Here is an 11708-nt window from a genome sequence, read left to right on the forward strand (position 1 = left end):
CGTTTGCCGCGAGGGGGCCGCGCAATATAGCAAGACAACCAGGCATTCCGGAACGCCGCACCAACCGAAATACATTAGAAAATCTCAACCACCCGTCCGCTGACAGGACGGGTGGCGACCTTCGGAAAGGCAGCGACATGAGACCCTTCTCCCATCCCTTCCCCCGTTCCGTGCTAGCCGCGGCGACCCTGGCGCTGGCGGCCGCGCTGGCGTTGCCGGCGAGCGCCCGCGCCGGGACGGTGACCGACACCGTCGCCCGGCTCGAGGCAACGCTGGGAGGTCGCATCGGCGTGGAACTGCGCGGCGAAGGCAGCCCGACGCCGCTCGCCAGCATCCGCGCGGACGAGCGCTTTCCCATGGCGAGCACCTTCAAGGTCCTTCTGTGCGGCGCGGTCCTTGCCCGTGTCGATGCGGGCGAGGAACAACTCGACCGCCGCGTCAGCTACGGGCCGGAAGCGCTCGTCACCTACTCGCCGGTAACGGAAAAGCGGGCGGGCGGCAGCATGACCGTCGGCGAACTGTGCGAGGCAACGATCACGCTCAGCGACAACACCGCCGCCAACCTGCTGCTTGCCAGCCTCGGCGGCCCGGAGGGGCTGACAACCTTCCTGCGCGAGATCGGCGATCCGACCACCCGCCTCGACCGCAACGAGCCGAGCCTCAACGCCGCCGTGCCGGGCGACGAGCGTGACACGACCTCTCCGAAGGCCGTTCTTGCCTCGCTGGAAACGCTGATCTTCGGCGATGCGTTGTCCGATGCCTCCCGGCGACAGCTCGAGGACTGGATGATCGCCGACAAGGTCGCCGATGCGCTGATCCGCAAGCACCTGCCCGAAGGCTGGACCATCGGCGACAAGACCGGCGCCGGCGCCAACGGCAGCCGCGCGATCATTGCCGTGATCCGACCGCCGCATCGCACGCCCTATCTGGCGGCGATCTATCTGACCGGCAGCAGCGCGGATTTCGACACGCGCAACGCCGCGATCGCCGAGATCGGCAAGGCGATGGTCGAAGAAATCGGCGCGCACTGAGCCGAACGCCGGCGCAAGGGACCTGGGGCAGGCGGGCATTCCGCCAGCCCCGTCCCCGGCTCAGGTCGCCTTGGCCTGATTGACCCGACGCGACAGCTCCGCGCGGCTTTCGACCCGTTCGGAATACCGGTCCACGAGATGCTCGCGGACATCGCGCGTCAGAAGCGTGAACTTCACCAGCTCTTCCATCACGTCGACAATCCGGTCGTAGTAGGGCGAAGGCTTCATCCGCCCGCTCTCGTCGAACTCGTCCCAGGCCTTCGCCACGGACGACTGGTTCGGGATCGTCAGCAGACGCATCCAGCGCCCGAGGATGCGCAACTGGTTGACCGTGTTGAAGCTCTGGCTGCCGCCGCACACCTGCATCACCGCAAGCGTCTTTCCCTGTGTCGGCCGCACGCCGCCAAGCGATAGCGGGATCCAGTCGATCTGGGTTTTCATCAGACCGGTCATCGCCCCGTGGCGCTCGGGTGACGACCAGACCATGCCCTCGCTCCAGGTGACGAGCTCGCGCAGTTCCGCCACCTTCGGGTGGTCGGGCTCGACCGAATCGACCAGGGGCAGTCCCTGCGGGTCGAACATCCGGACTTCCGCTCCGAAGCGCACCAGGATGCGCGCCGCCTCCTCGGCGCAAAAGCGCGAAAAACTGCGCTCCCGCAGCGAGCCGAAGAGGATCAGGATGCGCGGCGGATGGGTGGAGCGCACCGCCGGAAAGAGGGCTTCGGCCGAGATCTCGCGGAAGCCTTCCGGCCGGATATCGGGACCCTCAGCCAACCCGCTCGCCCCTCTCGTTCACGATCATCTGGCCGTCTTCCTTGAAGAGCGGACCGTCGGGCAGGCGCGGCAGCAGGTCGAGCACCGCCTCCGACGGCCGGCAGAGGCGCACGCCCTTCGGCGAGGCGACCAGGGGCCGGTTGACCAGCACCGGATGCTCCAGCATGGCCGCAAGGATGGTCTCCTGCGGGACATCCTCGCCCAACAGGCCAAGCTCGGCCGCCGGCGACTTCGTGGTCCGCAGCGCCGTGCGCGGCGTCAGTCCCGCCGCCGCGAAAAGCGCCAGCAACTGCGGCCGTGTCCAGCCCTCGCGCAGGTAGTCGATGACGACATGCTCCTCGCCCGCCTTGCGGATGATCTCGAGCACGTTGCGGGAGGTGCCGCAGTCGGGATTGTGGTGAATGACGATCATGTCTCGGCCTCGGGAAAATGCGCGCGGGTGCGGTTGGCAAAGGCCACCAGCGAGAGCATCACCGGCACCTCGACAAGCACGCCGACGACGGTGGCAAGGGCGGCGCCGGAGTTGAGGCCAAAGAGGCTGATGGCGACCGCGACGGCGAGTTCGAAGAAGTTCGAGGTGCCGATCATCGCGCAGGGAGCCGCGATGCGATGCGGCACCTTCAGCGCGAAGGCCGCGCCGTAGGCGATGGCGAAGATGCCGTAGCTCTGGATCAGGATCGGCGCCGCGATCAGCGCGATCACCAGCGGCCGCGTGAGGATCACCTCGCCCTGCAGTCCGAAGAGGATGGCGACCGTCGCGACCAGCCCCATCGCCGACAGCGGCTTCACCCGGCTGGTGAATTGCGCGATCGCGGCAGGCGAGCCGAGCAGCTTGCGCGTCGCCAGACCCGCCGCCAGCGGCAGCGCGACATAAAGCGCGGTGGCAAGCAGCAGCGTCTGCCAGGGAACCGCGATCTCGGTGACACCGAGCAGCAACGCGACGATGGGCGCAAAGGCAACGACCATCACCAGATCGTTCACCGAGACCTGCACCAGCGTGTAGGTGGCATCGCCCCGGGTCAGCTGCGACCAGACGAAGACCATGGCGGTGCAGGGGGCTGCGCCGAGCAGGATCAGCCCGGCGGTGTATTGCGCCGCGTCCTGCGGCGCGATCCAGGGCGCGAAGACATGGTCGAAGAACAGGACTGCCAGAAAGGCCATGGTGAAAGGCTTGATCAGCCAGTTCACCGCGAGGGTGAGAAACAGCCCCCTTGGCTGGCGCGCCACGCCGGCGACGGCTGCAAAATCGACGCTGACCATCATCGGATAGACCATCGCCCAGATCAGCACCGCGACAACGAGATTGATGGAGGCGACCTCGGCGGCGGCAATCGCCTGGACGAGCGCGGGCGCAACCGTGCCAATGGCGATCCCGCCGATCATCGCCAGGGCGACCCACAGCGTCAGGTAGCGCTCGAAGGCGCCAAGCACGCCGGGTTTGGCGGCACAGGTATCGGTCATGACATGTTCCTGGGTATCAGTTTTCGAGTGTCGGAGAGCGATCCCGACCGATCTCATCGAGCATGCCCTGCAGCGAAAGCGCATCAAGAGACCCGACAGGAAGACTGATGAACGCGAGGATGCGGTTGCGGAGCTGCCTGTAGGCCTCCGCGAAGGCGAGATTCACCTCGGCCTCTGTTCCCTTCGCCGCCGCAGGATCGGCCACGCCCCAATGTGCGCTCATCGGCTGCCCGGGCCAGACGGGACACTCTTCCGCCGCGGCCTGGTCGCAAACGGTGAAAACGAAGTCCATCCGGGGCGCGTGCTCGCCGGCGAACTCTTCCCATCCCTTGGAACGTGCGTTCGACACGTCGTAGCCCAGATGCTTGAGCAGCCGGATCGTTCCGGGGAGCACCTCCCCCTTCGGCCTTGATCCGGCGGAGAACGCCTTGAAGCGCGCACCCCCCTCCCGGTTCATGATCGCCTCGGCAAGGATCGAGCGGGCGGAATTGCCGGTGCAGAGAAAAAGCACGTTGTAGGGCTGCGACATGACGAACCTCAGCAGGTACAGGCAATTTCGTCGAGAAGGGAACGGCACAGTTCGGGTCGCCCGCCACAGCAATCCTCCATGAGGAAAGCAAGCAGCGCCCGCATCCCCTCCATCTCGGCGAAATAGCGGATCGAGCGCCCTTCCCGCACCGAGCGGATCAGCCCGGCGGACGACAGGACGCTCAGGTTGTTGGAGAGCGTGTTGGCCCGCGTGCCCAGCGCGGCGGCGATCTCCCCGGCCGCGACCCCGTCCTCCCCCGCCTTTACCAGAAGGCGGAAGATGTCGAGCCGCATGTCATGCGCAAGGGCGGCCAGCGAGGCGAGGGCATCTTTCTTTTCCATATTTCATGTAATATCGAAATATCATGTCAAACGCAAGACGCACGCGACGGAGCCCGGGCATACGCCCGCGTTCCATCTTTCCGGCCTCTGACAGTCTAAACCGCCTGTCCCGCCGCATGGGCCGACGCCCAGGCCCACTGGAAATTGTAGCCGCCAAGCCAGCCCGTCACATCGACGCATTCGCCGATGAAATAGAGCCCGGCCACGTCGCGCGCCTCCATGGTCTTGGAGGAAAGCGCCGCGGTGTCGATGCCGCCAAGCGTCACTTCCGCCGTGCGATAGCCTTCGGTGCCCGACGGCTTTACACGCCAGTCCTGAATGCTGGCCGCAAGCGAGCGCAAGGCCTTGTCGGGCAGGTCGCCCACCGCACCGGTCAGGCCCGACTTCTCGGTGAAGAACTGCGCCAATTTCTTCGGCAGAAAGACGGCAAGCAAGGTCGCGGGGGACTGGCGCGGGTTGCCGCGTTTTCCCTCAAGCAGCTTTTCCGCCAGATCGACGTCAGGCAACAATCTGACGGCAATCTCCTCGCCCGGTCGCCAATAGGACGATATTTGCAGCACGGCCGGACCCGAAAGCCCGCGGTGGGTGAAAAGCAGCGCCTCGCGAAAGCGAACCTTGCCGCAGCGGATTTCCGCCGGAACGCCAATACCCGCAAGCGGGGCAATCGCAGCCAGCGTATCCGGATCCAGCGTGAACGGCACCAGCCCGGCGCGCTGTTCGACAAGGTCGATGCCGAATTGCGCGGCCACCTCATAGGCAAAACCGGTCGCCCCCATCTTGGGGATCGACTTGCCGCCGGTTGCAATCACCACCGACGTCGCTGCTACCATCCCGCCGCTGGTGCGAACCGCAAAGCCGCCGTCGCGTTTCGCTATATCCTGAACCGCCGTCTCAAGGCGCATTTCCACGCCCCCGGCGCGGCACTCCTCGAGAAGCATGTCGATGATCTGACGCGCGGAGCCATCGCAGAAGAGCTGACCGAGTGTCTTCTCATGCCAGGCAATACCGTACCGCTCGACCAGGCTCAGGAAATCCGAAGGCGTGAAACGCGACAGCGCCGATTTGAAGAAATGCGGATTCCGGGAAATGTAATTTTTGGGGCCCGCATCGACGTTGGTGAAGTTGCATCGCCCGCCGCCGGAGATGCGGATCTTCTCGCCCGGTGCCTTGGCATGGTCGATGAGCAGAACCTTGCGCCCGCGCCCGCCCGCGACCGCGGCACACATCAACCCGGCCGCACCCGCGCCCACGATCAAGACATCGAACTGCTTCATGCCACCAGGCACCCCTTCAAGCCTGACGGCCCTTGTTTCGCGCCCGGCGAACGAAGTCAATCGCCCGCGCGTGCGCCGTCATTCGACAGGGTGTCAGCTCCGGCGTCTTTCGCTTGGGGAATGACCAAAGCGGTCCTTGTAGTCGCGCGAGAAGCGCCCGAGATGCGAAAAGCCGCAGGAATAGGCGGTTTCGGTCACGCCGGGGGCATTTTGATGCGCCATCAGCTGGTAGTGCGCCATGTCCAGCCGGGCGTTGCGCAGCACCTGCATCGGCGACAGGCCGAAGACCCGCTGAAACCCTTTTTGCAACGTGCGCACGTTCATCCCGGCCGCCATGGCGATGTCGGCCAGCGTGATCGGCTCGGAAAGGTTGGCGTGGATGTAGTCGAGCGCCAGGCGGATCTCCTTCGGCCTGGCCTGCCGGTCCGAACGCTCGATGATATGCGAGATGTTGCTGCGCTGCAGGGTCAGCAGCGCGTGAGCCAGGTCGTGTTCGGCGCGCAGGTCGCCGCCATGCAGCGGCCGCTGGAACAGATGCCCACTCTCGACCGCCTCGACACAGGCGGCGACAACGCGGCGCAGGCGCTGGCCCTGCGGCGAGGTCAGGTCGACCTTCATGTCGAAGCGGATCGGGCCGGGCAGCGGCGCACCGACGAGCGCCTGCGCCACCGCCTCGAGGTGCGACCGATCGATCTGGATCAGGAGCTTGCTGCAATCCTCTCCCCAGTGCAGCCGCGCCGCGCGGTCGGGATTGAGGATCGCCGCCGTGGACGGCGTCGCGGTCATTTCCTCGCACCGGTGGTGCACGCGGGCCATGCCCGCCAGAGGAACGTGGAACAGGTAGAACGACCCCAGCAGGCCCGGATCAACGGTCACCTCCGGCCCATAGGCGAGGTAGTTGACCGACAGGTTGAGCCCCCGCACCGCGTTGTGGCGCACCGACAGGTTTGCCCTGCGGCTGTGCACATCCAGCCGATGATCGCAGAACTTCTGGCCAATGCGATGCCGCGCCTCATCCAGATCGCTGGTGCGCAGGACCGGATGGCTGGCGAAATACTCCCTGGCCGGCGGTGTCCGTTCGGCGGTCATGGCCTCCCCCGTGGATTCAGGCTCTCCGGACGTGATGAACGCAAGAACCGCATTTTATTTCAAGTCTAAAATATTTCCCGGCAACAGGCGTTCGTTTTTTGGATAAGGGTTTTCCCCGTTTCGGGGCAGGCTCTGGCTGGGAACAGACAACAACAGCCTACCAGAACGGAGCGTGCGACATGGATCTTGGGGTAACCAAGGCCGACACCGGTCTCAACCAACATTCCTGGAACGTGGTGGGGCACACCTATGTGCCCAAGCTTTGGAACGAGGATGCCTTTGTCTGGCACGCCACGATCCCCGACGGCACCTTCGTGCCGCACCACATCCACCCGACCCAGGACGAGTGGATCTATATGCTCGACGGCAATCTCGAGATCGAGTTCCCGGACGAGACCTTCCACGCCGGCCCTGGCGACACGGTGAAAATGCCGCGCGGCATCGCCCACGGGATCTTCAACCGGTCGGGCAAGCCGGCGCATTGTGTCTTCGGCGTCGCACCGTCGCGCAAGCTCTATGACCTGTTCATCGCGCTGGATGGCGTGAAGGAGCCGGCCGAGCTCGTGCGCCTGTCCGCGCTGCATGAGGTCGACTTCCTGCCGCCGCCGGACGCGGGCTGAGCCCTCTCGCCTTTTTCTGAAACGACAGGACCGGACACCCGCCCCGCCGGCGCGTCGCATGCGCGCCGGCCACGGGACCCGTGTGCCCGAAAGGACAGGGGTGCGCCAGGCGGCCTGACCGCCTCACGCCGTCCAAGACCTGTACGAGGGCACAGCAACACCGGACAGGACCAATGAAGACCCTTTTGCCTCCCGCCCGAGATTGGGACGACGCCTTCGCCAACATGGCGCACGTCGAGAACTCGCATGAACTTCCCGGCTTCTGGTCGGCGCGCGCGGCCGACTACCGCGCCCGGATGCAGGCCGGCGGCCACCGGCTCGATCTGGATATCGCCTATGGCACGCATCCGCGCGAAACCTATGACATCGTCTGGCCGGAGGGACCGCCGCGCGGGCTCGCCATCTTCGTGCACGGCGGCTACTGGATGCGGCTCGACAAGTCTTTCTGGACCGACTTCGCCGAGGGCGCCCGCGCCAGGGGCTGGGCGGTCTGCCTGCCGACCTACACGCTGACGCCGGAAGCCCGGATCTCCGATATCACCGCCCAGATCGGCCGCGCCATCGCCAGTGCCGCCGCGCGGGTCGCCGGTCCGATCCGCCTGTCCGGCCATTCCGCGGGCGGCCATCTGGTGACGAGGATGCTGTGCACCGACAGCCCGCTCGAGGCGGATGTGCGCGCGCGGATCGTCCACACCCTGTCGATCAGCGGCCTGCACGACCTGCGCCCGCTGCTGCACACGAAGATGAACGACACGCTGCATCTGGACCTTGCCGAGGCGCGCGCCGAAAGCGCCGTGTTGGCCGAGCCCGGACTGGCGGCCCCCCTGACCTGCTGGGTTGGCGGCGGCGAGCGGCCCGAATTCATCCGCCAGGCGCGGCTCATGGCCGAGATCTGGAGCGGGCTCGACGTTCCGACCACCTGCCGCGTCGATGGCGATCACAATCATTTTTCCGTGCTTGAGGATCTCAAGGATCCGGCCTCCGCGATCACCGCCGCCTTTGTCGGCGACGACTGAGCGCACATCCGCAGCACGGATCGCCGGCCATGCCGGAAAATCCGCAACGCCCGTCATCGGCGATGCCGCAAGATCCGCACCGCGCTTCATCAGCGGTGCCGCAAGATCCGCACCGCGCTTCATCGGCGGTGCCGCAAGATCCGCACCGCGCTTCATCGGCGGTGCCGCAAGAAAGGACAGACCATGACCGCAATGGCGCCTGGAATCGTGAAATCCCGCGATAGCCTCGACCAGATCCGCTGGAACATCCTCGGCCAGACCTACGTGCCCAAGCAGATGACCGAGGAGTGTTTCTCCTGGCACGCGACCTTTCCGCCGGGCACCTTCGTGCCGCCGCACATTCATCCCGACCAGGACGAGTTTCTTTATATCCTCGAAGGGCGTTTCACCTTCCTGCTGGACGGCGAGGAGCTGATCGGCGAGCCCGGCGACCTGGTCAAGCTGCCGCGCGGCGTGCCGCACGGGATCTTCAACAAGTCCGACAGCACCCTCAAGACACTGTTCTGGGTGACGCCGGCGGCACAGCTCTATGACCTGTTCTGGGCCCTGCACAACATGGGCCCCGATGCCGACCCGGCCGAGATCGTCGCGGTTTCCGCCGCCCACGCCATCGACTTCCTGCCGCCCGAAGACAGCGAGGCGGCGCAATGACGATCCTGATCGCAGGCGCGGGCGTCGGCGGCCTGGCCACCGCCTTGATGCTGCATCAACGCGGCATCCGCGCCCAGGTGGTCGAACAGGCCCCCGAGGTGCGCGAGGTTGGGGTCGGCATCAACACCCTGCCCCACTCCATCGCCGAACTGGCCGAACTGGGCCTCCTTCCCCGGCTCGACGAGGTCGGCCTGCGCACGCGCGAGCTGCGCTATCTCACCCGCAACGGCCAGGAGGTCTGGCGTGAGCTGCGTGGCATGCACGCGGGCCACAAGCATCCGCAGTTCTCGATCCACCGGGGGCGGCTGCAGAAGGTGCTCTACGACGCGGTGATCGAGCGGATGGGGCCCGAGGCGGTGCTGACCGGCCTGAAGCTTTCCGGCTTCGTGCAGGATGAGGCCGGGGTCACGGCGCATTTCACCGACGCGACCGACGGGCTCTCCTCGCGCACCCTGCGCGGCGAAGTGCTCATCTGCGCCGACGGCATTCACAGCACGGGCAGGCGGCGGTTCTATCCCGATGAGGGACCGCCGAGCTGGGCCGGCGTGGTGATGTGGCGCGGCGCGGCCGAGTGGCCGGTGTGGGAGGACGGCGAGACCATGGCGATCGCCGGCGGGCTGGGCGCCAAGCTGGTGCTCTATCCCATCGCCCCGGCCAGGGACGGCATGCAGCTGATGAACTGGGTCGTCAATGTCCGCGTCGCAGACGGCTCGGTTTCGCCGCCACCACCCGAAAGCTGGTCCAAGCAGGCGCCGCTTTCCAGGGTGCTGCCCCACGCGCGCCGCTTCACCGTGCCGGGCTTCGACATCGAGGCCCTGGTGCGCGCCAGCGGCACGATCTTCGAATACCCGATGGCGGACCGTGATCCGCTGCCGCGCTGGACACACGGGCGGGTGACGCTGCTGGGTGATGCCGCGCACCCGATGTATCCGGTCGGCTCCAATGGCGCGGCCCAGGCGATCCTGGACGCGCGCTGTCTGGCCGACCACATGGCCGCAGCCGAGCACCCGCGCGAGGCGCTCTACCGCTATGAGCAGGAACGGCTGCCGAAGACGGCGGAGGTGGTGCGCACCAACCGCAAGGGTGGCCCGGAGCGGGTCATCGACGAAGTGGAGCGGATCAGCCCGCGCCGCTTCGCCAACATCGACGATGTGCTGAGCCACGAGGAACGCAAGGCCATCGTCGAGGGCTATGCAAAGATGGCGGGCTTCGCCGCCAGAAAGACGGGCTGACGGGAGACCCGCACGACACCGCCTGCCGCGGGTGCACAACTGCTTCCGGAGCGGCAATCTTGAGAAAATCCGACCCCGATACGGGGCACGCAGAGGGGAATGACATGACATCCAGATGGACACGCAAACTCGCTGGCCTGGCGGCCGGCGTCGCGCTCGGCGCTCTCGCCACTTCGGCGGCGCTGGCGCAGGATATCAAGATCGGCATGGTGGTCACGCTGTCGGGCCCGCCCGCGGCACTCGGCCAGCAGATCGTCGACGGCTTCCAGCTCGCGCTGGACCAGAACGACGGCAAACTCGGCGGCCAGGCGGTGCAGCTCATCGTCGAGGATGACGAGCTGAAGCCGGATGTGGCGCTGCTCAAGGCGCGGTCGCTGCTCGAGCGCGAGCACGTCGACTTCGTCGTCGGCACGGTGTTCTCGAACATGCTGCAGGCGATCTTCAAGCCGGTCGTGCAGTCGAAGACCTTCCTGATCAGCCCGAACGCCGGCCCCTCGACCTTCGCCGGACGCAACTGCAACCCCTATTTCTTCGTCACCTCCTATCAGAACAACCAGCCCGCCGAAGTCAGCGGCATGATCGCCAACGAGGAAGGCTTCGAGAACGTCATCGCCATGGTGCCGAACTATCAGGCGGGTCGCGACAACGTTCAGGGCTTCAAGCAGACCCTCAAGGGCAAGCTGGTGGACGAGATGTTCACACCGCTGGGTCATCAGGACTTCTCGCCCGAGCTGGCGCGGATCGCCACGTCGGGCGCGGATGCGCTGTTCACATTCATGCCGGGCGGCATGGGGGTGCGGCTGGTCAAGCAGTTCGACGCAGCCGGGCTGTCCGACAAGCTGAAGTTCCTGTCGGTCTTCACCACCGATGAATCCACGCTGCCCGGCCAGCAGGACGCCGCCCTCGGCTTCCTGTCGGCTGGCTCGTGGGCGCCCGACATGAAGTCCGAGACCAACACGGCCTTCGTCTCCGCCTTCGAGGAGAAATACGGCTACGTCCCCGGCTCCTTCGCCGCCCAGTCCTATGACGCCGCCATGCTGATCGGCAGCGCTCTGAAAAAGACCGGCGGCAATACCCAGGACAAGGACGCCATGCGCAAGGCGCTCGAGGCGGCAGACTTCACCTCGGTCCGGGGCAGCTTCTCCTTCAGCAACAACCACTATCCGATCCAGGACTTCCACATGCTGAAGGTCGCCAAGCGCGACGATGGCAAGTACTGGACGACGACGGTGCGCACCGTGGTCAAGGACTACGAGGACAGCTTCCACCAGGACTGCAAGATGTAAGACGCATCCCTTCGCCGGGCCCGCGCGCATGATCGCGGGCTGGCCCGGCGGACGACTTTCCGCACCCACCGGACGCCGGCCCGGACCAGCGCGGGACAGGCCGGATTGAGCACGTCTGCGGCTCCCCTGTGTGCCCCACTTGCGTGCTCTTCGTATCAAGCGCTTGTTTTGAAAGGGGATGGTGGGCCCGGCAGGACTCGAACCTGCAACCAATCCGTTATGAGCGGACGGCTCTAACCATTGAGCTACAGGCCCCCAGACGCCGGCGCGGATGGCCGGTGACGTCGGCGAAGGAGCTTCGGGCGAAGGCACCTTTCGCGTGCCTTTTCCTATATCACCTCGTCCGGGCCTTGCAAGCAGCAGAGAGCACCCGCACGACGCTGGAGCACCATGGTCCACGGGCA

General features: G+C 66.1%; 13 protein-coding genes and 1 tRNA gene. 6 read left to right on the top strand and 8 right to left on the bottom strand.

Annotation, left to right across the window (positions count from 1 at the left end; genetic code table 11):
* Positions 1-137 precede the first annotated feature (137 nt).
* Positions 138-1031, top strand: a complete 894-nt coding sequence (gene bla / locus ACN0WF_RS02020; protein WP_417771095.1) for a class A beta-lactamase — start codon at positions 138-140, stop codon at positions 1029-1031.
* Positions 1032-1091: 60 nt separating this feature from the next.
* On the opposite strand, the gene arsH is transcribed toward bla, so the two are convergent.
* The 7 genes from arsH to ACN0WF_RS02055 form a co-directional block, all read right to left on the bottom strand.
* Positions 1092-1787: an arsenical resistance protein ArsH gene (gene arsH / locus ACN0WF_RS02025; protein ID WP_417771211.1), complete on the bottom strand. Its 696-nt coding sequence runs from the start codon at positions 1785-1787 to the stop codon at positions 1092-1094.
* Between the two features lie 10 nt (positions 1788-1797).
* Complete coding sequence (locus ACN0WF_RS02030) at positions 1798-2217, bottom strand: arsenate reductase family protein (RefSeq protein ID WP_417771096.1); 420 nt, start codon at positions 2215-2217, stop codon at positions 1798-1800.
* Complete coding sequence (gene arsB / locus ACN0WF_RS02035) at positions 2214-3266, bottom strand: ACR3 family arsenite efflux transporter (RefSeq protein WP_417771097.1); 1053 nt, start codon at positions 3264-3266, stop codon at positions 2214-2216. Before arsB ends, ACN0WF_RS02030 begins: the two co-directional genes overlap by 4 nt.
* A 16-nt stretch (positions 3267-3282) precedes the next feature.
* Positions 3283-3795: an arsenate reductase ArsC gene (locus ACN0WF_RS02040; RefSeq protein WP_417771098.1), complete on the bottom strand. Its 513-nt coding sequence runs from the start codon at positions 3793-3795 to the stop codon at positions 3283-3285.
* Between the two features lie 8 nt (positions 3796-3803).
* The gene (locus tag ACN0WF_RS02045; protein ID WP_417771099.1) at positions 3804-4136 is read right to left on the bottom strand and encodes an ArsR/SmtB family transcription factor; all 333 of its coding nucleotides are present in this window, start codon (positions 4134-4136) and stop codon (positions 3804-3806) included.
* 95 nt (positions 4137-4231) lie between these two features.
* The gene (locus tag ACN0WF_RS02050) at positions 4232-5410 is read right to left on the bottom strand and encodes an NAD(P)/FAD-dependent oxidoreductase (protein WP_417771100.1); all 1179 of its coding nucleotides are present in this window, start codon (positions 5408-5410) and stop codon (positions 4232-4234) included.
* Between the two features lie 93 nt (positions 5411-5503).
* Positions 5504-6499: an AraC family transcriptional regulator gene (locus tag ACN0WF_RS02055; RefSeq protein ID WP_417771101.1), complete on the bottom strand. Its 996-nt coding sequence runs from the start codon at positions 6497-6499 to the stop codon at positions 5504-5506.
* A gap of 179 nt (positions 6500-6678) precedes the next feature.
* On the opposite strand from ACN0WF_RS02055, the gene ACN0WF_RS02060 reads away from it, so the two are divergent.
* From ACN0WF_RS02060 to ACN0WF_RS02080, 5 genes are all read left to right on the top strand, one after another.
* Positions 6679-7119, top strand: coding sequence for a cupin domain-containing protein (locus ACN0WF_RS02060; protein WP_417771102.1), 441 nt, complete (start codon positions 6679-6681; stop codon positions 7117-7119).
* Positions 7120-7292: 173 nt separating this feature from the next.
* Positions 7293-8135 (top strand): alpha/beta hydrolase, encoded by an 843-nt coding sequence (locus tag ACN0WF_RS02065; RefSeq protein WP_417771103.1) that lies wholly within the window; start codon positions 7293-7295, stop codon positions 8133-8135.
* Between the two features lie 183 nt (positions 8136-8318).
* Positions 8319-8786 carry a cupin domain-containing protein gene (locus ACN0WF_RS02070; protein ID WP_417771104.1) on the top strand — a complete coding sequence of 156 codons (468 nt, stop codon included), beginning with the start codon at positions 8319-8321 and terminating at the stop codon, positions 8784-8786.
* Entirely contained in the window at positions 8783-10018 is a 1236-nt protein-coding gene (locus tag ACN0WF_RS02075; RefSeq protein ID WP_417771105.1) for a flavin-dependent oxidoreductase, read from the top strand. The genes ACN0WF_RS02070 and ACN0WF_RS02075 overlap by 4 nt, the downstream gene beginning before the upstream one ends.
* A gap of 104 nt (positions 10019-10122) precedes the next feature.
* A complete protein-coding gene (locus ACN0WF_RS02080) occupies positions 10123-11304 on the top strand; it encodes an ABC transporter substrate-binding protein (protein WP_417771106.1) in 1182 nt (393 codons plus the stop codon).
* Between the two features lie 179 nt (positions 11305-11483).
* On the opposite strand, the gene ACN0WF_RS02085 is transcribed toward ACN0WF_RS02080, so the two are convergent.
* Positions 11484-11559, bottom strand: a tRNA-Ile gene (locus ACN0WF_RS02085).
* Between the last annotated feature and the right edge of the window lie 149 nt (positions 11560-11708).

This window comes from Stappia sp. (assembly GCF_048268045.1).
Lineage (GTDB): Bacteria > Pseudomonadota > Alphaproteobacteria > Rhizobiales > Stappiaceae > Stappia.